Source organism: Microbulbifer maximicatervae (SeqCode), assembly GCF_052467955.1.
Map to the genome: position 1 here is coordinate 2,967,598 of NZ_CP174329.1, position 22,777 is coordinate 2,990,374.

The following is a 22,777-nucleotide window of genomic DNA, read 5'->3' on the forward strand; positions in this document are numbered from 1 at the left end:
TTTGTTGCCTATGAAATCCAGATACCGTTTACTGTGGATCAAGCTCCACACCTACTTTTCCTGCTTTTTTTTACCCATTGCCATTTTGTATATCGCCACGGGTGTGCTCTATCTATTTGATATAGAGGGGGGCGTCGATGAACAATTTGAGTACACAGTCTCTCTACCCAAGGGCCTACCCAACAATGAGCAAGAAACTTTGGATACCATATCTCCGTTTGTTCAGCCCACAGAAGTATCATTGCCGGCAGATTTCTATTTGGAAGATGAGTGGATTGGTTGGTATGGCTACAAACGTCAAGTCTATTTGGAGCCAAGCCAGGATAAGGAATCAGCGATACTTCATGTAAAAGAACATGATCTATGGCATCAATTCCTGCTGATACATAAAGGCCATGCCGGCCCCCTCTTCTGGTTCTCATCCATTATGCTTGGTGCGAGCCTGCTATTTAGCTTGATTAGTGGATTAGTGGTTGCCTTTGCGGTACCAAAATTCAGGAAGACTTCTATACAATTTACTTCTCTCGGGCTTATTGCCCTGGTAGTTGCCTTTTTTATTGGGGGCTGAATGAGGAGCTTTTAGCCAAGGGGCCTTGGAATAGTTCTGAATAATCCCTACGGGTCTGAAAGGTCCGCGATTCAGATGTTTCAGAGTAACTCACAGGCCCCAAATCCAGTCAGGTGACTTCAAGCCAGTTGACAAATCTTACCCTCTAACCGCTGCTTAAATTGATAAAGATGAATACCATCTAGGAAACAGTGGTTCACTTCAATATACATCGAGGTGATAAGGCGCCCTTCCTGGCGATGGTATTTCCCCCAGGCAATAAAAGGTATTCCTGGGTCACAGTTTTCTTTCTGTACCGGTTTTACCTGTAGGCTGGAAAAGTCTCCCCACGGGTAGCTGCTAATATTAAGAATATCATGGCGGTTTATGAACTTCTCGACAGGGAGGTGCTCAGTTTGTGACAATGAAAGCTCTTTTGTTTTGTGTACGAACTCCGCCAGACTCTTCTCCATTCCAGCCATAACGAGCTTAAACAACTCATCCTTGCCCCCTAAATCAGCAAATAATGGGTGCACCATATCGTGCTCCATGGGTTGGCTATCGACAATACGGTGTCTAAAACCCGCTATTTCATTTGCGACCTGAGTGACCAAAAAGATAAGGCTATAATAAAAAGGGAGTGTATTTTTTTTACAGAAAGATACCAGATTTGTCACATCGATCGGCTGGGTTAAGCCTATCCGAGTTGACCCTGCACTGCTCATAAAAAATTCAAAGTGGGCCTTTCTATTCCAGCGTTCGATATCAATAGGAGTCATGGACATATGAATATCGAGCCTTCAATGGATATTCATAGTTTAGGGTAGATTATAAGCAGCATCGGTGTTGCTAGTAGCTTTTATCTAGTTAGGACACCTGGAATATATTTAGAGGCATTAGCTACCATGCTGTAATCGCCATATCAAAACGCTCTTCCCTTCAGGCTAATACCATTTTAGCAACGCTACCATATACCTCTTTCGCCCCTGCTAGGACACTAAAATAAGTCCCAACAACAGACTGTGCCACCTCATAAACAGCGATCATCTGTGCATAATTTGCAAAAGTGATGTTCCTGCTTATAAGTTTTAAGAAGGATACGACTCTCTATAATAACTTCCAGTTTCTACAGCGAAATATCATTTAGATAACCAGGACTATTAACTATGACTGCCAAGTACGAAAATGCCGTTTTGGATGATCAAGCATTGATCGAGGGACTTAAGTCTATTAACCCGGTATGGGGAGATCTAGCTGTACGAGTCGCAGGCGAGGTATGGGGAAAGCCGCTTCTGGATCAGAAAACCAAAGCACTAATCACTATCGCTATTGACCAAATGGCGCTCAATGTAAATGGTGAAGGTAACCCGTTTGGAGCCCATGTTGATATGGCACTCAAACAAGGGGCAACGTATGAAGAGATTGAGGAATTGATTGTTTTTGCCTCAATGTATACGGGCTTCAATAAAGGGGCTACCACCATGGGCGCACTGAATAAGCTTCGCCATGATCGAGGAGATATCTAATGGCGATCCCCGGACTTAAAAAAGCAGATCATATAGGATTCACCGTTCCGGATGTTGATTTGGCCGTTGAGTTCTTTAGTACACACTTTGGCTTTGAGTTGGCTTATACGTTTGGGCCATTTGCCTCAGACGATACCTGGATGACGGATCACCTTAATGTAAATCCTCGTGCAGAGATCAAGAAAATTGCTGTTATGAATGCGAACAGCATCAATCTGGAAATATTCGAGTATGCCGACAACATAGATCGAAATAAGGTGGCACCAAACAATGCTGATGTTGGGGGGCATCATTTAGCATTCTATGTTGAAGATATTGATGCTGCGGTTGAATACCTCAAGAAGCAGAATATAGAGGTACTCGGCGCTCCTACGGTAATGACTGAAGGGCCAACTGAAGGAGAGACCTGGGTGTATTTCATGGCTCCATGGGGTATGCAACTTGAACTCGTTTCATACCCTAATGGAAAGGCCTATGAGCATTTGACTAACGTACGTTTATTTGACCCTCGATGAATATTCTCGCCACTATTTTGGTTGTTATCGCAGGTATGGGGCTCTCCGTCGAGGCGGGACTGTTAGGGCCCCTAGGTATGCAGGTTGGTCACTTGTGGGCCACCCTAAGCATATTTGGTGTTGGGACAGCCCTACTTTGGCTCATCAGTCTATTTGTCCCCAGTGCAAAATATATAAGCTGGCGAGAGGTTCCAAAGTGGCAGCTTTCAGGTGGCTTGTTAGGACCTGTTTACGTTGTTGTTCTAACTTTAGCCACTCCTATACTTGGAGTAGCTATGACCATGATCGGGATTCTTGTGGGGCAAACAGCCAAAAGCTTCCTAATTGACTCCCTGGGGTGGTTTGGGGTGCGTAAACAGCCCATCAATCTCCTGAGAATATGTGGGGCAACATTTTTATGCCTTGCATTATATTTTACCTACTTGGGAGCCAAATTATGATTGGGTTGATGTTGCTCGCAGTACTATCCGGCGTAGCGTTGAGCACCCAGGCGGCAATTAACGGAAAATTTGGAGAAAGTGTAGGAGTTGTCCAAAGCGCCCTATTTACCTTTGGTATCGGAGCTGTAGTGATGGGCTTACTGGTGTTTTTCTTTGGAAAACACAGCGGCCCATCAATTCTTTCCGTGCCTAAGTGGCAACTAACAGGTGCACTTTTTGGTATCTTCTACATGATAGTTGTAGTTGCTGTTGTTCCCAGAATTGGTGTGGCATCAACAACAATTGCAACGATTTTTGGGCAGATGAGTATGAGTTTGATTATTGATACCCAGGGATGGTTTACGAATCCGTCTATCCCGTTAAGTTCCTGGCGAATTGCCGCAATGGTTTGCGTAGTTCTAGCGTTGATCTGTAATTACCTTGCTAATCGGAGAGCGCCAGTTCGTAGTAATGAGGCACTGCAGCCCGCTATCCAAAGTTAGCTGAATATACAGGAGTAAAGCACTACTCAGAGGGGCCATAACATCAGTCAACAGTTACCCACTATCGACCGCTAGCTAATGAATTACGATATATCAATATTAGAGTTAAAACTGTTCTTAATGACGGCCCAATTGGGTAACTATTCTGAGGTTTCCAGGCAGCAGGGAATGACACCGTCCTCTGTATCGCGAAAAATGGCTCAGCTAGAGGGGAAAGTGGGAACCAAACTACTGCACCGTCATACCAGGGCAATATCACTGACGGATGAAGGTACGGCCTTTGCAAAGTATTGTAGCGATATTGTTCGTCAGTATGAGCTAGTGTGCGGGCAAATTGAGCAAAGAGCCAACACACCACGGGGGGTTGTTAAAATCAGCGCCCCCGTTGCTTTTGGGCGGCTTCATATTGCTCCTTATATTCCAGATTTGTTAGAGCTTTATCCGCTGCTTAGGATCGAAATGCAGCAGACAGATAGCTTTATTGACCCTGCTAAGGAGGGTATTGACTTACTTATCAGAATTGGAGCGCTCCAAGATTCAGGCTTGAAAATGAATCGCTTTGGCAATCATAACTTTGTATTGGCAGCCAGCCCGGAATATCTGAGGGTAAATGGGGTTCCGGAAACGCCAGAGCAGTTAATTGCTCACAACTGTTTGGTATTTAAGGGAACCAATGGGCTACAGCGCTGGTTTATTGGTAAAGATGGTTTGACACCCTATGAAGTTAAGGGATCACTTTACAGCAATAATGCAGAAACACTGGTTTCCAGTGCTATAGGGGGAGCTGGGGTTGTTATGTTCCCAACTTGGTTAATCAACGAGGAGATTCGCTTGGGCAAGCTGGTGCCTGTTTTGACTGACTACCGCGCATCTTCATCGGCAGAAAACCAGACTATCAATGCACTCTACTTACCTACGGATAACCTGGCTCCCAAAGTACGTGTTGTTATTGATTTCCTTAAGGAGAAATACGGTAGTCCCTGTTATTGGGATGCAAAATAGAGAAGACTTCTTGCTATGACTCAGTGGGTATCTTGTACATTGTACTGCAAACAGGTTTTGGTTACAGGCAGGGGCTTCTGCCTCAGCCTGTAACTTCTGCTTGGTATTGACTAGCCGGCTAGTCTAAATAATCTACACTCATCAAATATCGTAAGAAGAGTTAAAATTTATAACTCACCATCAATGACGTACGTCTAGAACTATCAGTGTCCACGATTGGGCTATTACTAATCTCATCGCCATACCAGGTTTGATATACGCCCCCCATAAGAATAAGGTTTGGGCTAATGTTGTAACCCACTTGTACGCCTAACCGGGTAATGATATCTGCATCTGCTTCATACGCTGCCCTATCTTGAGTTACTTCATCTAGGTCCACGCCATAGTAGTAATCCAACGCACTATCACTTTGCCAGCTAATAGTGAAGTCGGGTTTGATGATCCACTTTTGGTGCTTGTAAGGCAGACTATATCCAGCCGATAGACTGTATCCGTCGTGGGTATCACTGATATCTTGTGAGATGCCAACATTCCAAAGGCCTACAGGGCTTTTATAGTTTATAGATAAGTTGGCAAGAATCGCCAGATCAAGCTCTTCCATATCGCTGAGCTTATCACTGTCCCCTCTATCTCTATCGCCCGCCAGGTCACCGCCAATGCCAAACTTCACTCGAAGTTTATCGTCGTGGTACAGATCAGCACCCAACTCAAAACCCTGAAAGTAAAAACGCTTGTAGCGGGCTGAGATCAATGGAAATATGTTGTTTTGGTCCTCACCATCAACGTAGATTGACTCAACGCTAAAGGTTCCAATACCTACAGAAAGTGCTGTCTCATCCTGCTTTGGCGGCTTCTGGGTAACTTCATCTGCAAAAGCCAGGCTGGATAATGCCGAACCCACCAGCGCGGTGCACATACTCAAAGTTAATGGCAGAGAACTCTTATGGTTTTGATCTCGCAAACTAGACATATTGAATCCCAATTTGAACTGGTTGAAGTTCCGTTATTTCTGGGGGGGATTCTATGCCGGTAAAGGTAAACGCCAGGTAAATAAACTCATGCCCAGGCCAGGTTAACGGTTAGGTATTGTTCATTTTTCGTGTAAGAAAATATCCATTGCTGCTGATCGGCCACTTGCTTCAGGATATGAAGGCCTAAACCAAACCCCTGCCCTTCCCCCCTGTCAAAATGCACCTGCTGCTCCGGCAGTATGGGATTCTGAACCCGAATTCCATTTGCATCAAAATTAATATCGATACTTCCCTCAAGAGTATGCTCAAAAGCATTTCTGAGCAGATTGGTTATGGCGATATCCAGTAGCACTTGTACTTGCTTCAAGTTGATCGAACTATCCGAATTGAGATGAACTTGTACATCTCGCTGACCCAAGAGGTATTTGAGCTGCTCAACTCGAGCTTGAATCATATTACTAAAGTCAAATTCTGTTGATTCCAGATTTACCTTGCTTTGAGATAGCAGCAGAAGCGCTTGTGTTAGCTGGGTCATCTGCTCATAGGAGCGCTCAATTTGCTCCAGTTGAGTGTCGATTGGCTTACCTTTTTTTTGCCTTACCTTAACTACATGCAAGGCGCTACCAATGGTTGCCAATGGAGTTCTCAGTTCATGGCTCGCATTCTGTAGAAATTGTTTTTCCTGCTCTTGTTGATTCCATACCTGCTGTAGCGACTCTTGCAGTACTCGTCCTACACGACCAAATTCATCCTTCCTTTGCTTTAAAGATTCCGGGATCGGAGTCAACTTATGCCGGCTATTTTGCGCAAATTTCTCCAGGTCTTTTAATGGCGATATCACTTGTCTTGCAAGAATAAGAGGCACACTTAATGCTAAAGTAAGGGCTAGTAAGATACCGATAAGAACTTCAATTTCTACCTTTTTGTACTTGCTGGGTATTGCAGCTTCTTCTATTTCTAGCACGTAGTAAGTTGTCTTAAGTGCGCTTTCAGCATAAGGCATAATTGCTAAATAGTAGCGATCATCAATTAAGTCTTTGCTAAAGTGCACCCTTTTTTCTTCGCCGTCAGCTTCCTCTAACACGCGCTTTGCCGTATTTGGCAGTGAACTGTACTCATCATATGTTTGTAACTGGGCAAAAAAAGGGTCATCAATAACCCCTCCGGCCTCAATGATACGTTTTTCAGCTACAGATATCAGTGTCGCACCTAAAGCGTGCTTCACCATTTTCACTTTGGATCTCTCGACGACAACTGCACTGCACGCCACAATTGCGGCAAGAATCCAAATATAGTGAAAGAAAAACTTTCTGCGAATGGAGCGATCAAAGGCTTTCATCACGCTTCCCCAGGATAACGCCCTTCCCTCTGATCGTGTGCAGTAGTGGAAAACTGAACCCCTTATCAATTCCCTGCCGCAACCGATACAGATGTACTTTGATTACGTCGGATTCGGGGGAAAGAAACTGCCATAAATGCTGTTCAATTTTTTCTTTAGTAACCAGCTTTGGACTCTGTTGCATCAAAAACACGAGCAATTCCCAACAGATTGGGGGCAGATTTATAGATTTTCCCTGCCTGGTGACTTCATGGGTCTCTAAATTAACTTCCAGGTCCTCAACTTTATACCGGGTTTGGGTAACGCGTCGTTTTATTGATAGAGACCGAATCCGTGCGACCAGCTCAAGCATTTCGAAGGGTTTAACCAGGTAGTCATCCCCTCCAGATTGGAAACCGGCAAGTTTATCGTCCAATTGGTCCAGCGCGGTCAGCATCAATATTGGTGTCGAGCTTCCTGCATTGCGCAACTTAGAGCTCACTTCGAAACCACTTCTACCCGGCATCATGACATCAAGTACGATTACATCGAAGTCATACTTTAAGGCCAGCTCAGTGGCCATTATTCCATTGTCAGCGAAGTCACATCGAATATTGTACTCTTCGAGGCTCTCAATAATATTGGACGCCAGTGCGTGATTGTCTTCAGCTAAGAGTACCAATAATGGCGTTTTGCAGTCAGGCCCCATTGATCTAGTCACTCAAAAGTTCTCGATAGACCTGGAATAATAAAAGCCATTGGGTAAACGGAAAGTAAATAAGTGTAAGATTGTCCACTTACTGATCACCTATGGGAAGCTTGCCTGTGACAGCTACTGCCATATCTAAAAATGTTGGGGCCATCGCGCTTGACAAGAAATGACCCTATCAAATCTTCAGAGGCTCTTGCAAAAAGTTGCCCTCTGGCGCCCCTTATTGGTACTACACCCTTCATTTGGATTGAGTTGATCCAGGTAGATCTGTCGTCGAGTTAAGAAAGCTGGGAGGAATTCGAAAATGCGTGATAGACCTAAAAAGCTCGGCTGTCACTACAAAAAGAGAGAGGTTGTAGCAAGGGGGATACCTCCCCAGCACTTACTGGCTGGGGAAGTGGACGGTCTCGCCCCTTATTGGGGGCGAAGCCTAAAGTTTACAGGCAGACAATGTTTTCTGCTTGTGGGCCTTTAGCGCCCTGAGTCACGGTAAACTCTACCTTCTGGCCTTCGGCCAAGGTTTTAAAACCGCCACCGGAAATTGCGCTGAAGTGAGCAAAAACGTCGGGACCGGATTCCTGGGCGATGAAGCCAAAACCTTTCCCTTCGTCAAACCACTTAACGGTACCAGTAACTGTATTAGACATAATAGATATCCTTGATTGAACAATTGCGCTCCAATTGAATGGAGTTGTGCGGGCAAAAAGTATTATTTTAAACGAGACCGAACGAAGGATTATGACTAAAACTACGAGGTAAACTGCAATAAAAAATGGCTTTTAAACCGGCGGACGAATAGTAGCACTAGCCTGTCACCTATGTCCACTTTTGCCTCAACTCACCCTCGAAATTGATACTCAGACCGCCGTCCACTGCCGCATAAAGGCGCGATGAACCGGAGGCACTGAGGCGATGCAGTGGGCCGATAGCCACAATGCCGATTTTGCCAAAGGATTGCTCGAGGAGATCAGCTTTCTCGCCAGCTCTGTTTTCTTAACCACAGACTCCCCTGCCTCATGCCGGGAGGTAGAGTAGCTATCGACCGCACCGTTAGCGATAGCAGATGCTGCGGCTATGGCATCAGCCATGCCCAGATTCATCCCCTTCCCTCCCACTGGAGAGTGGCAATGGGCTGCGTCTCCAGCCAACAACACCCGGTGCTTTCGGTAAGTTTCTGCCTGTCGGATGGAGATTTTGAAGGCTGCGGTCCTTCGGATGTTGGCGATTTCTATCGGCAGCCTGAGGGTTGCCAGGGCATCTTCGGTTGATGATGCGATGCGAGCGCGTCGCCGTTCGATAGGGAGTACCAAGGTGAACTCACCTTCCCCGCCGTACAGGTCCAAGGCAATCTCTTCCGGATCGAAGCTTCCTCTCAAATCCACATCCGCAATTGACCACTTATTGGGCAGATCAATGCCAGGGTACTGTATTTTCAGCTGCTGTCGTACGGCGGACTGTATACCGTCTGCGGCAATCACCCAATCAAAAGAGGCGCTGGTATTGTCTGAGAAATTGACGGCCGCCTTGTCTGGGGTGGTTGTGATGTTAGTGACTGAGACCCCGTACTCAACTTCGACGCCCCTCTCGGCAAGAATGTCCCTGAGGATTCCCTCGGTCCGATTTTGCGGCAACCCGAGAGGCACCCTATCGCGAAACTCATTCCCGCTGTTGTCGATATAAACCAGGGTTCTCTCATCGCGCAATATGTGCATTTTCCTCAGGGGCATTGCCTCTGCAAGAAAGGGGGCTGCGGCGCCCAGCTCCCGAAGGGCATCAATGGTGGCTGGCATAATGCCAACAGCGCGAGAGAGTTCAGAGGGGCTGTTTTTGCGCTCAACAATACGGCACTTCAGCCCCACGGAAGTGAGGGCGACTGCAGCAGTCAATCCGGTCGGACCGGCACCAATCACAAGGATGTCCATCGATACAATTTGTAGCCTGAAAGCTCAACCGGTCGACACAGAATGCCTCGATCGCTACAGGGAGCTTGCTGCTGCAAGCTTAGACAAATTTCTACCGCTGTAGAGGGGGGTTATACACGCTAAATGTGTGCATAGCCCCTCTTCTCCGGTGTCGCTACTTAAGTACTTTTATCTCTGTCGGAGGAGTCGGGGATGTCACTGTAGCCCAGTGCCGTTGCGGGCTTATCCATTGAGGCACCCTGGCGATCCAGAACACCGATATCCAGTACTGGGGAGGCATCGATATGCTGAGCGTCCATCATTTGGGCAACGCGCTGTAGTGAAGCAATAATCATGCTTTGCTCCCAGTCTTTTAGATCGCCAAACTGGCGAGCAAACTGGTCCTGAAGCGGGATGGGAGCGTCGCGCAGCGTTTCAGTAGCCTCTTCCGTGAGGTAGGCGTGCACCTTGCGCTTATCGGTTTGGGAGCGCTGGCGGTAAACAAACCCCCTCTTCTCTAGGCGATCCAAAATATTGGTTACTGTTGCCTGGCTCAGGCTAACCTCATTTGCAAGTTCGCCAATAGTCACTTCACCCTTATTGCGAATAGCCTGTAGCAACAACACCTGCGGGGCGGTTAAGCCGGTGGTTTTAGCCAGGTGTTTGGAGTGCAGGTCCGTGGCCCTTATTACCCGCCGCAGGGCCACTAGCACTTGTTCGATACTGTTCAAAGTTACCTCTCAATCATGGAGTCAGGGTGATTGCCGGAATTATATCGCCGTACCCCTCAATCACTAAACGCTTATAACCCGACTGCGAAACATCACCCCCACAAAAGCCTCAGGCTCCATCACAAAACTGTCCATTTTATGGTCAGGCGATCTCTCAGCCGGTATGTCCAATAGAAAATTTTATCGACCTCAAAATATTATTTTTACCTACCTATAGGCTGTATATCCCACATATCCAGGCATTTCTAGGTCAAATATTGTGACTTGATTCGCCTCAAGCATCCTGGACTTTGAATTTAATTTGTGTACGATATTTAGCGTTCAAAGCATTTTTACTAGTAACCCGGCATAAAAATGCCTCTAGAAAGCTATATTTACGCCATTTGCTCAACACTTGTGCAGGTAAATATTTAGAGGTGAAAAAATATTTAGTCGGTTGGGAAGGTTTTTTGTCTAGCTCAGAAAATATTTTGTTGCGCAGTCCAGTGATTGAAGATGGGATGGCCACTTACCGATTGATCAAACGTTGCCCTCCCCTGGATACAAACTCCAGCTACTGCAACCTCCTCCACTGCAGCCATTTCGCCAACACCTCAGTCGCCGCAGAGGTTGATGGAGAGCTGCTGGGCTTTATTTCCGGGTATATCATCCCCGACCGTACAGATACCCTCTTTGTCTGGCAGGTGGCCGTCGACGAGAAAGCTAGGGGGCTTGGACTGGCCTCCCGGATGATAAGTCACATCCTTGAGCGCCCTCACTGTGGTTCGGTCAGATATATCGAGACCACGATTACAGAACACAACCTGCCGTCTTGGGCGCTCTTCCACAGTGTCGCCGATAAATTATCGGTCGATCTTCACTCCTCACCCTGGATGGACTCTCAAGCCCACTTTGATGGGCTGCACGACTCCGAAACCCTTGTCCGCATCGGGCCTTTCGCCCTCGAAGAAACACCATAAAAGAGAAAATCATGAAGATCTTTGATGAGATTGAATCAGAAGTGCAAAGCTATGCCCGCTCCTTTCCGCGAGTCTTCAATCGCGCAAAAGGCGAGCTGATGTGGGATGAGGAGGGAAATCAGTATCTGGATTTCCTGGCGGGTGCCGGCACGCTCAACTACGGGCACAACAACCCGCTGTTCAAGCAGGCACTGCAAGATTACATCGAGGCCGATGGAATTACTCACGGCCTCGACATGCACACCAGGGCCAAGGGTGAATTCCTACAGGCACTGAATGAGAAAATTCTCAAGCCGCGGAATATGGAGTACGTGGTGCAGTTTACCGGTCCGACTGGGACGAATGCGGTAGAGGCGGCGATGAAAATTGCCCGCAATGTAACCGGGCAGCAGAATATCGTCACCTTTACCAACGGTTTCCATGGCGTAAGCCTTGGCTCGCTGGCCGCCACCGGCAACTCGCATCACAGGGATGCTGCCGGTGTCAGCCTCAATGGTACGCACCGCATGCCCTTTGACGACTACCTGGGCAAAAATATCGATACCACAGAATACCTCGATAAAGTCCTCTCAGATTCCAGCAGCGGTATTAATTCTCCCGCAGCAGTGATTGTTGAGACAGTTCAAGGGGAAGGCGGTATCAATGCGGCCAGTATCGAGTGGCTAAGAAACCTTCAATCCGTCTGCAAAAAACACGGCTTACTTTTTATTGTCGATGATATCCAGGCTGGCTGCGGCCGCACGGGCAACTTTTTCAGCTTTGAAGAGGCCGGTATCGAACCCGATATCATTACGCTATCCAAATCCCTCAGTGGCTATGGGCTGCCATTTGCGCTGGTGCTAATGAAACCAGAACTGGACCAGTGGAAGCCCGGTGAGCACAACGGCACTTTCCGTGGCAACAATCTGGCTTTTGTAACTGCGAAAGCCGCTATCGATCATTACTGGTCTGACGAAAACTTCTCACGGGAGATTAAACGCAAGGGCAAATACATTTCCGAGCGTTTGAATGAAATTGTCAGCCGATATGGTGAGGGTAACTTCACCACCAAAGGCCGGGGGATGTTTCAGGGTATCGACTGCATCAGCGGCGAACTTGCTGGAAAGATCACCAAACTGGCATTCAAGCAGGGGCTGATTATTGAAACCAGCGGAGCCGATGACCAGATCGTTAAGCTCCTTTGCCCACTGATTATCACCGATCAAAACCTTAAAAAAGGGATCGACATTATTGAATCCGCTATCCGGGAAGTCTGTGCCGGAGAGCGGGATATGCCTGAGGAAAGAGTCTTTTTTGAAGCCTGCTAGACTTTAAGGGCCTCTGAAAAGGTTCACGTAAAAGACCCAACTGTGCAGGCTGCAAACTAAGAATATTGCTGACCAGCCAGACTCGAATACACACGAAACAGCGAAATACCAATGATTGTCAGAAGTTTACAGGAAGCTAAAAAATCCGGCCGCCGGGTTGTTTCACCGGATAGCAACTGGGAGAGCACCCGACTCCTGCTTAAAGATGATGAAATGGGCTTTTCTTTCCATATCACCACTATTTATGCAGATGCTGATTTCCAAATGCACTATCAAAACCATTTGGAAGCGGTTTACTGCATTTCCGGCAGAGGTGAGGTAGAAACTCTTGAGGATGGCAAGAGGCACCCTATCGAACCTGGAACTATCTATATTCTCGATAAGCATGACCGGCACATTTTAAGAGCCTTTGAAGAAATGACTATGGCCTGTGTATTTAACCCCCCTTTGAATGGCAAGGAAGTACACAATGCTGAGGGAGCCTACGAACTTGAGGCTGACAAGATTGATGAATAATTAGTCAGTCATAGGGCAGTATCCATGAAGTACCTTCCAGATAGCTCAAGTGTTACCAGGGAAGATTGCTACCCCTCCCGAAAACCGGGCCTTCTGGGTGGTACCAGGGTGCGCAAAGATCCAATTGTGTATGGGGACTGCCAGTCCCTCTCCCCACTGGCACCATCGCAACTCAAGCGCTATGCAGAACAGGGCTTTGTTGTACTGGAGAATTTGTTTTCCCAGGCGGAGATTAACCTTTTTACGCAAGAGCTGGCGGAGATTAAACAGCGCAGACACACTGACAAGTCGGAAGAAATTATCACCGAGCCTGAAAGTAACGAAGTGCGCTCAGTCTTTCGTATCCACAAAAGCAGCCAAATTTTTAACCGGCTTTCCAGGGATCAGCGACTATCAAGTATTGCGAAATGTATTTTGGGTGATGAGGTTTATATTCATCAGTCTCGCGCGAACTACAAACCTGGTTTTCGCGGGAAAGATTTTTATTGGCACTCCGATTTTGAAACCTGGCATGTCGAGGACGGCATGCCCCGTATGCGGGCACTCAGCATCTCCATTACCTTAACAGAGAATCATCATTTTAACGGCCCGTTGATGCTGATTCCCAAGTCCCACCGCCATTACATTGCTTGCGATGGGGAAACACCAAAAAAGAACTATCTCAGCTCACTGAAAAAGCAGGAGCTTGGTATTCCCTCAGATAGCCATTTGAGATCCCTGGTATCCAATGGTGGGATCTCAGCTATTACAGGCAAGCCCGGCAGTATTGTTGTGTTTGACTGCAACTTAATGCATGGCTCCAGCAGCAATATCAGCCCCGACCCGAGGTCTAATTTGTTTTTTGTTTTTAATGCCTTGAGCAACAAGGTGGAGGCTCCGTTTTGCAATCTGCCTCCCAGGCCGGAATACATCTGTGCGAGGAAATCAATTTCTATTATCTGAAGCAAATCTCAATTCAAAGCGCTCACCCAGTTTTTAAGAGAAAGAAGGACCAGTAAGAGACGATGCATACGATAGAAAAGATTGGCGGCACCTCTATGACGGACTACGAAGCGGTCCGGGATAATATTATCAAAGGTGACTCCAAGGGGATCTACAATCGTGTTTTTGTAGTCTCTGCCTACGGCGGTATTACTGACCTGCTTCTAGAGCACAAGAAAAGTGGTCTACCGGGTATCTATGCCCTCTTCTCCAGCAGTATTGAGGACGATAGCTGGCTGGTTAAGTTTGATGAACTTCGGGCAGCACTGCGGCAAATCAACGAACGCCTTTTCGGGCATGGCGATCTTCTTGCGGAAGCGAACTTGTTTTTGGATGAAAGGCTGGAGAGCGCGAAAAAATGCCTGAGAGACCTGCAAAGCCTCTGTCAGCACGGCCACTTCTCCCTCGACGCCCACTTGGGCACGGTAAGGGAGATGTTAGCCAGCCTCGGCGAGGCCCACAGCGCATGGAACACTTCGAAACTGTTGCAACGTGATGGTGTAAATGCCTGCTTTGTCGACCTGACTGGCTGGCGCACCAACAAGCACATTCCCCTGGATGAGCGTATCCGGGATGCCTTTGCCACTATCGACTTAAGCAAACAGCTACCCATTGTTACCGGCTATGCCCATAGCGATAAGGGCCTGCTGATCTCGTTTGATCGGGGCTATAGCGAGATGACTTTTAGCCGTCTCGCCGTCCTCACCGGGGCAAAGGAGGCGGTGATTCACAAAGAGTTCCACCTGAGCAGTGCAGACCCCCGCCTGGTGGGAGAGGGAAATGCAGTGCCCATCGGCCGCACCAACTACGATGTGGCCGACCAGTTGGCCAATCTGGGGATGGAAGCGATTCACCCCAAAGCCGCCAAGGGGCTGCGCCAGCAAAATATCCCTCTCAGGGTAAAAAACACCTTCGAGCCTGAGCACGCCGGCACCCTGATTACCGGTGACTACATCAGCGATTCTCCACGAGTGGAAATTATTGCCGGCTGTAAAGGGGTTTACGCCCTGGAGTTGTTTGACCAGGATATGGCGGGCAGCATCCACGATTACGATCGCGAAGTGCTATTGGTTATCAAGCGCTTCAAAGCCCATATTATTTCCAAAAACACTAATGCCAATACCCTTACCCATTTCCTCTCCACCAACTTGAAAACAATCAAGCGGATTCAGGCTGCATTGGAAGAGCATTTTCCCGAAGCCGAACTGAACCAGCGCAAAGTCGCCATAGTTTCAGCCATCGGTAGCGATATGCAAATCCCCGGCGTGCTGGCCAAAGCGGTGCAGTCGATGTCCAAAAGCAATATCCGCGTGCTCGCCATGCACCAGTCCCTGCGTCATGTGGATATGCAGTTCATCGTTAACGAGCCAGACTATGACGCAGCCGTTCGGACACTACACGAGGCACTGGTAGAAATTTACAATCACGGGACGGCGATATGCCTCGCATCCTGAGCCTTTGTGCCCTGCTCTTTTTATTTACTTCCGCCACCTCTATTTCCCAGGAAGCGGAAGAAAAGAAGAAAGACAGTGCGCAAAGCGAGGTCGACACCCTTGAGAAGCCCTTATACACACCCTTCGTCGAGCGCTATATGCTCGACGAAATTAAGCAGCTGCGAATCGATCAGGCTAATGCCAAGCAGGAATTGATTCAGCAAATTGTCGATCGTGAACACAACTCTGTCGATCGAGCCGTAGCCTACGCAACCGATACGGTTACCTACTTTTTCTACTTGATAGCCGCCGCCACTTCAATTTTGGTTTTAGTTGGCTGGCGGTCATTCCAGGACATTAAAGAGCGGGTACACTCTCTGGCCGATGAGGAGATCTCAAAGCTGGTCCAGGAATACGAAAAGCGCTTGGAAGTTATAGAGAAGCAGCTTCAACAGAAAACACAACATATTGAAGAAAACCGCGAGGAAATCGAGCTAACCCAGGAAGTACAGTCCCTGTGGCTGCGCGCTCAACAGGAATCCTCAGTGGCCAATAAAATTGCCATTTACGACGAGATTTTGCGCCTCCGCCACGAGGATGTAGAAGCCCTTACCTATAAAGCTGATGCAGTGCTGGAGCTCAATGAACCCCAGTGGGCCGCCAATCTTTGTCACCAGGCCCTGGGTATTGACCCGGATAACAGCCATGCCTTCTACCAACTAGCATGCGCCCATACTGCCATGGGTCAATTTGATGAAGCGCTGCGTTATCTGGCGGAAGCCATTAAAAGGCGGGAAAGCTACCGCGATGAAATCCTGGTTGATAGTGCCTTACAGCCTCTAGCGGAAAGTGAAGTATTTGAGGAACTCGACCAGGTTATTGCCAATACTCCCTCGCCGCAAAGCGGTGGCAAGGGGAGCTAGAAATATTCGGATAACCTCTGAAGACCAACCCATAAAATAATACGGGATAAAAATAATAGGATTGCCGATGATCTATTCATTTCTTGGTTTTTTACTTTTGTTCACTCTGGTCGGCCTCTCTTCTGCGATGTTCAGCCGTCAAACCAAAGCCGACTATTACCTTGCCAGCAGTGGTGTCTCCCCCTGGCTGGTGGGGTTGTCTGCCGTGGCAACGAACAATAGCGGCTATATGTTTATCGGGGTTATCGGCTATACCTACACCACTGGGTTGGCCTCCATCTGGTTGATGGTGGGGTGGATTGCCGGTGATTTTCTGGCTTCCCTCTATGTACACAAGCGATTGAGGACCGCTACCAGTTCAAGTGGTGAAGTCAGCTACGCAGGTGTTCTCAGTAACTGGCACGGACAGAAGTACTCAGCCCTGCAGCGCCTGATCGGCATCATTTCCCTGTTGTTTTTACTAACTTATGCCTCTGCCCAAATGGTTGCCGGCAGCAAAGCCCTGCACGTACTGCTGGATTGGCCCCTGTGGTCCGGTGCTGTAGTAGGAGCTGTGCTTGTATGCCTCTACTGTTTAGCTGGCGGCATCCGCGCGTCCATTTGGACTGATGCGGCCCAATCCATCGTTATGATGGGGGCTATGGCAGCACTCCTAGTTGTCGCCCTTGCCAACTTGGGTGGTATCGCCAGTGCGGCGATACAAATGCAGGCTATCGAAGGTTTTACCCATTGGTTTCCCGAGGGGCTCGCCTTTGCGGGCTGGGGCGGGGTGATACTCTTTGTGATCAGTTGGGGTTTTGCCGGATTGTCTGTGATTGGACAGCCCCACGTAATGGTCCGATTTATGACCCTGAGGGATTCCAGCAAGATGAACCGGGCAAGGGCCTGGTACTATCTGTGGTTTATCCTTTTCTATTGCATGGCCACCGGGGTCGGCCTGCTATCCAGAGTGTTTATTGCCGATACAGGGAGCTTTGATGCGGAGCTTGCTCTTCCCACCATGGCTATGGATTTGTTGCCCCCTGTTTTTGTTGGGCTGATCCTGGCCGGTATCTTTGCCGCAACCATGTCCACCGCAGACTCCCTGCTGCTCAGCTGCTCCGCAGCCATTACCCACGATATTCTTCCGCACAAGATTGAAAAAACCTGGTTTCTCAAGCTTGTCACAGTTGCGATAACCGGCGGCGCATTGCTGTTGGCGCTCGCCAACAGCCAAAGTGTGTTCAGCCTGGTTATTTTCGCTTGGTCGGGACTTGCCAGCGCATTTGGCCCCCTACTCCTGGTATTGTGTTTTGGGGGTAAGCCATCCCAGGCAACCGCTATCGCAGCAGTGATTATCGGCTTTACAGCAGCGATTACCTGGCGGCTACTGGGGTATCACGGCGTGATCTATGAGGGATTGCCGGGTATTGCAGCTGGGTTAGCAGTGCTATATCTGGCCAGCCTGAACCGCCAAACCTCCACTTTACGCGAGGCAAACAGTTAAATTCACTCAACGTAATTCTGGGGAGGTAGAGCCTCCCCACCTGCCAGACCTTCACCAGCTAGAGCCTCCTCCCCCAAAAGCGACAAATTCTATCTCCTGCCGCCCGAAGCCCCCGCCTTTCGGGCACCTGACTTGACCCCGAGATAGCCAGATTGAGCAAAATTTATACAGTGCTTTTTATAGAGTTCAAATGAGATTTTTGGCCCAACCCAGCCCACTTTTAACCCTTGAAAATACGGATTAACTCTGTAGTCGCTGAAAAATAAATCCTCCTACGAATCCACCAGCTTTGTTGCATTGAGTGCTAACAATTAGAGTTCAAATTAAAAATATGTTACATTTTGTGTCATATCGCTCGATAAACGACTATCGAGCCCGGGCTGGAATCTGACGATTAGGGACAAATGTCTTCGTCAGACCGGCCCTTTTTTATGATGACTGGACCTTCACGATCGGCCCATTGCGCCCTTCAAGTCCATCGCCAACGAACAACCGACTGACCCTCTGTTAAAGCAGTATGGAGAGACAGATGTCACTGGACAAACAACGGAATTTTGTAGACGGCCGCTACCTGTCGAATGAGAGCGGCGAGTGCTTTGATGTATATAACCCGGCGACCAACGAAGTCAGCTATCAGGTTGAGGTTGCCGACGAGAAAGTATTGGCAGAAACCATCGAGAGCGCCAAGCGCGGTTTTGCCCAGTGGTCAGCGATGATGCCGGTAGAACGCAGTCGCATCCTGCTGAAAGCAGTAGCACTTTTGCGCGAGCGCAACGACGAACTGGCAGCTATCGAAGTGGCTGATACCGGCAAGCCCTGGCAGGAAGCCAGTGTTGTCGACGTGGTGACTGGGGCCGACTCCATCGAATTCTTTGCCGGCCTGGCTGCAGGCATTGAAGGCAATCAGCAGCAAGTCGGTGAGGACTTCTACTACACCCGCCGCGAGCCCCTGGGCATCTGCGCCGGAATCGGTGCCTGGAACTACCCCTTACAAATTGCTTGCTGGAAAGCCGCCCCGGCCCTGGCCTGCGGTAACGCCATGATCTTCAAGCCTTCCGAAGAAACCCCCAAAGGTGCTTTGAAGCTGGCCGAAATTTTTATTGAAGCAGGCATGCCTCCTGGTGTGTTCAACGTAATCCAGGGTGACGGCAAGGTCGGCGCTTGGCTGACCAACCACCCGGATATAGCGAAGGTATCTTTTACTGGCGAAGTAGGTACCGGTAAGAAAGTGATGGCTGCGGCCGCTGCGAACCTGAAAGAAGTCACCATGGAGCTGGGAGGCAAGTCCCCGCTGGTGATCTTTGATGATGCCGACCTGGAGCAAGCCGTTTCTGCTGCCATGCTGGGCAACTTCTACACCCAGGGTGAAATCTGCACCAACGGTACCCGGGTATTTGTACACCGCAGCATCCACGATCAGTTCCTTGCTCGCCTGAAGGAGCGTGTTGAGCAAAATATTATTGCCGGTGATCCGATGAATCCGGACACCAACTTCGGCGCCCTGATTTCTGCCAAGCACCAGCAACTGGTGATGGACTACATCAGCAAGGGTAAAGAGGAAGGCGCGACCCTGTTCTGCGGCGGCCACACCCTCTCACCTGAGAATTCACCTAACGGTTACTTCGTTGCTCCCACTGTATTCACCGACTGTCATGACGATATGACCATTTGCCGCGAAGAGATCTTCGGCCCGGTAATGTCGGTACTGGTCTTTGATGACGAGGACGAGGTGATCCGCCGCGCTAACGATACCCGTTTGGGCCTCGCCGCCGGCGTATTTACCCGTGATATCACTCGCGCCCACCGTGTTATCCACCAAATGCAAGCGGGTATCTGCTGGATTAATGCCTACGGCGCTTCCCCGGCAGAAATGCCGGTAGGCGGATACAAGTTATCCGGAATCGGACGCGAAAATGGACTTGCGACCCTGAACCACTACACCCAGCTAAAAGCGGTGTATGTGGGCCTGGCACCACTGGAAAGTCCATTTTAAGCGGTACCCTGTATGAGTGAGTTTGACTACATCATTGTCGGCGCCGGCTCTGCCGGTTGCGTTCTGGCCAACCGCCTGTCTGCCCAGGAAGATAAAAAAGTCCTCCTGGTAGAGACAGGAGGTAGTGATCGCAGCATCTTTATCCAGATGCCCACCGCACTATCTATTCCCATGAATACCGACAAGTACGCCTGGCAGTTTATGACTGAACCAGAGCCGTACTTGGACAACCGCAGCATGCATTGCCCCAGAGGCAAGGTGCTCGGGGGTTCATCCTCGATTAACGGGATGGTTTACGTGCGCGGGCACGCCAAAGACTTTGATGAGTGGGCACAGCACGGCGCCGAAGGCTGGGACTATGCGCACTGTCTGCCCTACTTCAAACGCTCTGAGACCTGGGCTTTCGGCGGTGACGATTACCGTGGCGACGAAGGTCCTCTGGGGGTCAATAACGGCAATGAGATGGCCAACCCCCTTTATGGAGCCTTTATCGAAGCCGGTAAAGAAGCTGGCTACGACTACACCGCAGATTACAACGGTGAGCAGCAAGAGGGCTTTGGCCCCATGCATATGACGGTAAAAGATGGAAAGCGTTGGTCTACCGCCAACGCCTACCTGAAACCGGCAATGCAGCGCCCCAATTTGACGGTATTGACCCACGCCACTGTACATAAGGTGATTCTGGAAGGTAAACGGGCAGTCGGAATCAAACTTGAACGCAAGGGAAAGATCTTGGAGTTCAAGGCGCGGCAGGAAGTCATCCTCAGCGCAGGTCCCATCGGCTCCCCTCACCTTCTTCAGCTCTCCGGAATCGGAGATCCCGACACACTGGCAGAAGCCGGTATCGAACTCCAACACGAACTCCCCGGCGTCGGCCAAAACTTGCAGGATCATCTGGAGTTCTATTTCCAGTTCCGCTGCAACCAGCCGATTTCCCTGAATGGCAAGCTCGACCCCTGGAATAAATTCCTGATCGGCGCCCGCTGGATACTGAAGAAGGATGGCCTCGGAGCCACCAACCATTTCGAGTCCTGCGGTTTTATTCGCTCCAAAGAAAATGTGGAGTGGCCGGACCTGCAATATCACTTCCTGCCGGCAGCCATGCGCTATGACGGCCGCGAAGCTTTCGACGGCCACGGCTTCCAGGTGCATATCGGGCACAACAAGCCCAAGAGTCGCGGCAGGGTCAAAGTGGTGAGCAGTGATCCCAAGCAATCCCCTTCCATCCTGTTTAATTATTTACAGGAGAAAGAGGATGTTGAGGGTTTCCGCGCTTGTGTACGACTGACTCGAGAGATTATCAATCAGCCGGCTTTCGACGAGTACCGGGGCGATGAAATCCAGCCTGGCACCGATATCCAGACTGATGAACAAATTGACGCTTTCGTACGGGAATCCGTCGAGAGTGCTTACCACCCGTCCTGCTCCTGCAAGATGGGCACTGATGTAATGGCAGTGGTAGACCCGGAAACCCGCGTACACGGTTTGCAGGGTTTAAGAGTTGTAGATTCCTCCATCTTCCCAACCATTCCCAACGGCAACCTGAATGCGCCCACCATTATGGTGGCGGAGCGGGCTGCTGACCTGATTTTAGGGCGCCCTGTATTGGCGCCCTCCGAGGCATCGGTAGCGACCAAAGCTACCAGCACTCAGCGACCTGGCCGCCCTGCGCGCTCAGTGAGCTGAATTTACGTCGGCGCTCTGGCAGAGATTTGACTGCCCCCTTCAAATGCGACGGGGATACTCAAATCTCGCACAGCAACGCCCTTGAGGGGCGCCGGCATACCAATAACTAGCTGGAGACTCAGCATGACAGCTTGGCTTTCTGCGGGATTATTATTTACCTTCACGGCAATAATTTTCTCGCTGATTAAATGGGGAAATGTGAAGATGGTCGGGGTGACCCCGGTTAAAACCTTCACTTTTATAGCGATCCTTTTCACCTCCGGCCTCGATGTAGGCCTTATCATGTTCCCCCTCACCGAGTTCGGTGGCTATGCAGACCTAGCCGCAAACCCAGAATATGGCTTCACCAACGCACTCGCGATTGAGTTTGGTTTTTGGGCCTTCCTGATCTGGGGTTTCTACTTCCTCACCTGTTTTTACTTCTGCATTATCGAGCCCAAAGTTAAATTCTTTGAGATCGGCCTGGTAAAGCTGATCAACAACGTGGTGATTATCGGTACCTGCGCGTTTACCGCCTACCTGCTGCTTAGCAACCTGCCCTGGTATCTGCCACAGGTTGGCGATGGTGAAACCATTGTTGGTACCTTCTACCTGATCGTATTTGCCGTGATCGCCGCTGCGGTCTACTCATCCACCAGCCTGCGCTATGTGCGCTTCCTCAGCCTGGCGACTACCTGGATGTTTATTGGCCTGATCGCGGTAATGTGGGTCGGTGCCTTTACCGGTGAAAACGGTAGCGTTGGCGACTTCGCTTCCACCTTTGCGCTGCTCGGCGGTTACTTCGGTAATATCCACCAGTTCGTGCTGCCGCTGAATGACTACCACGAGTTCTACCTGTTCTGGTGGTTTGCGTGGAGCATTATGATTGGCCAGTTTACCTCCCGCTTTGTGGGCGGTCTGCGCACTTACCAAGTGCTGGCGGCGATGCTGATCTTCCCATCCATCCCCATCGCACTGTGGTTCACCGTGCTTTACTACTATTCCAGCCAGGGCCTGGATACTACTGGCTTCTATAACCTGGCCATGATCATTGTGGGTGTTACTTTCGTGATCAACTCACTGGACTCCCTGATTCGCCTGTACACCGACAACCTAGGTATGACCGTTGCGCGTCTGGGTAAGTGGAAATACTTCGTACTGAACCTGGCAGCGATGAGCCTGCTCACCCTGTTGTTCAAGCTCGACTTCCTGCAAATCCAGTGGATCGGCGCTCTGGTAATTGGCATTTTCTTCTGCTGCCTGGGTTACATCCTGGTGAAGCGCTTCAGGGCGGTAGCAGCTATCGACTCCTCGCCTAAAGAAAACAAGATCGACTTTAGCAAGATCGAACTGGCGAGCTAACTGTTGA

At 49.3% G+C, this 22,777-nt stretch carries 23 protein-coding genes; 16 read left to right on the forward strand and 7 right to left on the reverse strand.

Annotation, left to right across the window (positions count from 1 at the left end; all coding sequences use genetic code 11):
* Nucleotides 1–10: 10 nt before the first annotated feature.
* On the forward strand, nucleotides 11–568 hold the full coding sequence (locus ACJJI5_RS12770) for a PepSY-associated transmembrane domain-containing protein (protein ID WP_445354240.1): 558 nt from the start codon (nucleotides 11–13) through the stop codon (nucleotides 566–568).
* Between the two features lie 119 nt (nucleotides 569–687).
* On the opposite strand, the gene ACJJI5_RS12775 is transcribed toward ACJJI5_RS12770, so the two are convergent.
* Nucleotides 688–1,332, reverse strand: coding sequence for a CatA-like O-acetyltransferase (locus ACJJI5_RS12775; RefSeq protein ID WP_445354241.1), 645 nt, complete (start codon nucleotides 1,330–1,332; stop codon nucleotides 688–690).
* A 381-nt stretch (nucleotides 1,333–1,713) separates the two neighbouring features.
* On the opposite strand from ACJJI5_RS12775, the gene ACJJI5_RS12780 reads away from it, so the two are divergent.
* From ACJJI5_RS12780 to ACJJI5_RS12800, 5 genes are all read left to right on the forward strand, one after another.
* Nucleotides 1,714–2,073: a carboxymuconolactone decarboxylase family protein gene (locus ACJJI5_RS12780; protein ID WP_445354242.1), complete on the forward strand. Its 360-nt coding sequence runs from the start codon at nucleotides 1,714–1,716 to the stop codon at nucleotides 2,071–2,073.
* Nucleotides 2,073–2,588, forward strand: coding sequence for a VOC family protein (locus ACJJI5_RS12785; RefSeq protein WP_444908312.1), 516 nt, complete (start codon nucleotides 2,073–2,075; stop codon nucleotides 2,586–2,588). The genes ACJJI5_RS12780 and ACJJI5_RS12785 overlap by 1 nt, the downstream gene beginning before the upstream one ends.
* Nucleotides 2,585–3,028 carry a DMT family transporter gene (locus ACJJI5_RS12790; protein ID WP_445354243.1) on the forward strand — a complete coding sequence of 148 codons (444 nt, stop codon included), beginning with the start codon at nucleotides 2,585–2,587 and terminating at the stop codon, nucleotides 3,026–3,028. The genes ACJJI5_RS12785 and ACJJI5_RS12790 overlap by 4 nt, the downstream gene beginning before the upstream one ends.
* A complete protein-coding gene (locus ACJJI5_RS12795) occupies nucleotides 3,025–3,510 on the forward strand; it encodes a DMT family transporter (RefSeq protein ID WP_444893880.1) in 486 nt (161 codons plus the stop codon). The genes ACJJI5_RS12790 and ACJJI5_RS12795 overlap by 4 nt, the downstream gene beginning before the upstream one ends.
* Nucleotides 3,511–3,588: 78 nt before the next feature.
* Entirely contained in the window at nucleotides 3,589–4,512 is a 924-nt protein-coding gene (locus ACJJI5_RS12800) for a LysR family transcriptional regulator (protein WP_445354244.1), read from the forward strand.
* A 160-nt stretch (nucleotides 4,513–4,672) separates the two neighbouring features.
* Here the strand turns inward: ACJJI5_RS12800 and ACJJI5_RS12805 are convergent, their stop codons facing one another.
* The 6 genes from ACJJI5_RS12805 to ACJJI5_RS12830 all read right to left on the reverse strand — a co-directional run bounded on the left by ACJJI5_RS12805 (nucleotide 4,673) and on the right by ACJJI5_RS12830 (nucleotide 10,145).
* Nucleotides 4,673–5,482 carry a MipA/OmpV family protein gene (locus ACJJI5_RS12805; RefSeq protein ID WP_445354245.1) on the reverse strand — a complete coding sequence of 270 codons (810 nt, stop codon included), beginning with the start codon at nucleotides 5,480–5,482 and terminating at the stop codon, nucleotides 4,673–4,675.
* A gap of 86 nt (nucleotides 5,483–5,568) precedes the next feature.
* Nucleotides 5,569–6,822 (reverse strand): sensor histidine kinase, encoded by a 1,254-nt coding sequence (locus ACJJI5_RS12810; protein ID WP_445354246.1) that lies wholly within the window; start codon nucleotides 6,820–6,822, stop codon nucleotides 5,569–5,571.
* Complete coding sequence (locus ACJJI5_RS12815; protein WP_445354247.1) at nucleotides 6,809–7,522, reverse strand: response regulator transcription factor; 714 nt, start codon at nucleotides 7,520–7,522, stop codon at nucleotides 6,809–6,811. Before ACJJI5_RS12815 ends, ACJJI5_RS12810 begins: the two co-directional genes overlap by 14 nt.
* Nucleotides 7,523–7,950: 428 nt before the next feature.
* Nucleotides 7,951–8,160, reverse strand: a complete 210-nt coding sequence (locus ACJJI5_RS12820) for a cold-shock protein (RefSeq protein ID WP_108733254.1) — start codon at nucleotides 8,158–8,160, stop codon at nucleotides 7,951–7,953.
* Between the two features lie 210 nt (nucleotides 8,161–8,370).
* Entirely contained in the window at nucleotides 8,371–9,435 is a 1,065-nt protein-coding gene (locus ACJJI5_RS12825; RefSeq protein WP_445354248.1) for an FAD-dependent oxidoreductase, read from the reverse strand.
* 158 nt (nucleotides 9,436–9,593) lie between these two features.
* Nucleotides 9,594–10,145 carry a MarR family winged helix-turn-helix transcriptional regulator gene (locus ACJJI5_RS12830; protein WP_444933173.1) on the reverse strand — a complete coding sequence of 184 codons (552 nt, stop codon included), beginning with the start codon at nucleotides 10,143–10,145 and terminating at the stop codon, nucleotides 9,594–9,596.
* Nucleotides 10,146–10,594: 449 nt separating this feature from the next.
* Here ACJJI5_RS12830 and ectA point away from each other — a divergent pair, with 449 nt between their 5' ends.
* The 10 genes from ectA (at nucleotide 10,595) to ACJJI5_RS12880 (ending at nucleotide 22,770) form a co-directional block, all read left to right on the forward strand.
* Nucleotides 10,595–11,104, forward strand: coding sequence for a diaminobutyrate acetyltransferase (gene ectA, locus ACJJI5_RS12835; RefSeq protein WP_445354249.1), 510 nt, complete (start codon nucleotides 10,595–10,597; stop codon nucleotides 11,102–11,104).
* A gap of 11 nt (nucleotides 11,105–11,115) precedes the next feature.
* Entirely contained in the window at nucleotides 11,116–12,411 is a 1,296-nt protein-coding gene (ectB, locus tag ACJJI5_RS12840; RefSeq protein WP_413665775.1) for a diaminobutyrate--2-oxoglutarate transaminase, read from the forward strand.
* A 111-nt stretch (nucleotides 12,412–12,522) separates the two neighbouring features.
* The gene (locus ACJJI5_RS12845) at nucleotides 12,523–12,927 is read left to right on the forward strand and encodes an ectoine synthase (protein WP_445354250.1); all 405 of its coding nucleotides are present in this window, start codon (nucleotides 12,523–12,525) and stop codon (nucleotides 12,925–12,927) included.
* A 24-nt stretch (nucleotides 12,928–12,951) separates the two neighbouring features.
* Nucleotides 12,952–13,869 carry an ectoine hydroxylase gene (gene thpD / locus ACJJI5_RS12850; protein WP_445354251.1) on the forward strand — a complete coding sequence of 306 codons (918 nt, stop codon included), beginning with the start codon at nucleotides 12,952–12,954 and terminating at the stop codon, nucleotides 13,867–13,869.
* 62 nt (nucleotides 13,870–13,931) lie between these two features.
* The gene (locus ACJJI5_RS12855) at nucleotides 13,932–15,362 is read left to right on the forward strand and encodes an aspartate kinase (protein WP_445354252.1); all 1,431 of its coding nucleotides are present in this window, start codon (nucleotides 13,932–13,934) and stop codon (nucleotides 15,360–15,362) included.
* Nucleotides 15,347–16,264 (forward strand): TPR end-of-group domain-containing protein, encoded by a 918-nt coding sequence (locus ACJJI5_RS12860; RefSeq protein ID WP_444908325.1) that lies wholly within the window; start codon nucleotides 15,347–15,349, stop codon nucleotides 16,262–16,264. The genes ACJJI5_RS12855 and ACJJI5_RS12860 overlap by 16 nt, the downstream gene beginning before the upstream one ends.
* Before the next feature lie 67 nt (nucleotides 16,265–16,331).
* On the forward strand, nucleotides 16,332–17,750 hold the full coding sequence (locus ACJJI5_RS12865) for a sodium/proline symporter (protein WP_445354253.1): 1,419 nt from the start codon (nucleotides 16,332–16,334) through the stop codon (nucleotides 17,748–17,750).
* A gap of 529 nt (nucleotides 17,751–18,279) precedes the next feature.
* A complete protein-coding gene (gene betB, locus ACJJI5_RS12870; RefSeq protein WP_445354254.1) occupies nucleotides 18,280–19,743 on the forward strand; it encodes a betaine-aldehyde dehydrogenase in 1,464 nt (487 codons plus the stop codon).
* Nucleotides 19,744–19,755: 12 nt separating this feature from the next.
* Nucleotides 19,756–21,429 carry a choline dehydrogenase gene (gene betA, locus ACJJI5_RS12875; protein WP_445354255.1) on the forward strand — a complete coding sequence of 558 codons (1,674 nt, stop codon included), beginning with the start codon at nucleotides 19,756–19,758 and terminating at the stop codon, nucleotides 21,427–21,429.
* A gap of 123 nt (nucleotides 21,430–21,552) precedes the next feature.
* Entirely contained in the window at nucleotides 21,553–22,770 is a 1,218-nt protein-coding gene (locus tag ACJJI5_RS12880; protein WP_444908329.1) for a BCCT family transporter, read from the forward strand.
* Nucleotides 22,771–22,777: the final 7 nt, after the last annotated feature.

Coding starts and splice junctions, on each gene's coding strand:
- ACJJI5_RS12770 (WP_445354240.1), top strand. CDS start 11: ATGAAATCCAGATACCGTTTACTGTGGATCAAGCTCCACACCTACTTT.
- ACJJI5_RS12775 (WP_445354241.1), bottom strand. CDS start 1,332: ATGTCCATGACTCCTATTGATATCGAACGCTGGAATAGAAAGGCCCAC.
- ACJJI5_RS12780 (WP_445354242.1), top strand. CDS start 1,714: ATGACTGCCAAGTACGAAAATGCCGTTTTGGATGATCAAGCATTGATC.
- ACJJI5_RS12785 (WP_444908312.1), top strand. CDS start 2,073: ATGGCGATCCCCGGACTTAAAAAAGCAGATCATATAGGATTCACCGTT.
- ACJJI5_RS12790 (WP_445354243.1), top strand. CDS start 2,585: ATGAATATTCTCGCCACTATTTTGGTTGTTATCGCAGGTATGGGGCTC.
- ACJJI5_RS12795 (WP_444893880.1), top strand. CDS start 3,025: ATGATTGGGTTGATGTTGCTCGCAGTACTATCCGGCGTAGCGTTGAGC.
- ACJJI5_RS12800 (WP_445354244.1), top strand. CDS start 3,589: ATGAATTACGATATATCAATATTAGAGTTAAAACTGTTCTTAATGACG.
- ACJJI5_RS12805 (WP_445354245.1), bottom strand. CDS start 5,482: ATGTCTAGTTTGCGAGATCAAAACCATAAGAGTTCTCTGCCATTAACT.
- ACJJI5_RS12810 (WP_445354246.1), bottom strand. CDS start 6,822: ATGAAAGCCTTTGATCGCTCCATTCGCAGAAAGTTTTTCTTTCACTAT.
- ACJJI5_RS12820 (WP_108733254.1), bottom strand. CDS start 8,160: ATGTCTAATACAGTTACTGGTACCGTTAAGTGGTTTGACGAAGGGAAA.
- ACJJI5_RS12825 (WP_445354248.1), bottom strand. CDS start 9,435: ATGGACATCCTTGTGATTGGTGCCGGTCCGACCGGATTGACTGCTGCA.
- ectB (WP_413665775.1), top strand. CDS start 11,116: ATGAAGATCTTTGATGAGATTGAATCAGAAGTGCAAAGCTATGCCCGC.
- ACJJI5_RS12845 (WP_445354250.1), top strand. CDS start 12,523: ATGATTGTCAGAAGTTTACAGGAAGCTAAAAAATCCGGCCGCCGGGTT.
- thpD (WP_445354251.1), top strand. CDS start 12,952: ATGAAGTACCTTCCAGATAGCTCAAGTGTTACCAGGGAAGATTGCTAC.
- ACJJI5_RS12855 (WP_445354252.1), top strand. CDS start 13,932: ATGCATACGATAGAAAAGATTGGCGGCACCTCTATGACGGACTACGAA.
- ACJJI5_RS12860 (WP_444908325.1), top strand. CDS start 15,347: ATGCCTCGCATCCTGAGCCTTTGTGCCCTGCTCTTTTTATTTACTTCC.
- ACJJI5_RS12865 (WP_445354253.1), top strand. CDS start 16,332: ATGATCTATTCATTTCTTGGTTTTTTACTTTTGTTCACTCTGGTCGGC.
- betB (WP_445354254.1), top strand. CDS start 18,280: ATGTCACTGGACAAACAACGGAATTTTGTAGACGGCCGCTACCTGTCG.
- betA (WP_445354255.1), top strand. CDS start 19,756: ATGAGTGAGTTTGACTACATCATTGTCGGCGCCGGCTCTGCCGGTTGC.
- ACJJI5_RS12880 (WP_444908329.1), top strand. CDS start 21,553: ATGACAGCTTGGCTTTCTGCGGGATTATTATTTACCTTCACGGCAATA.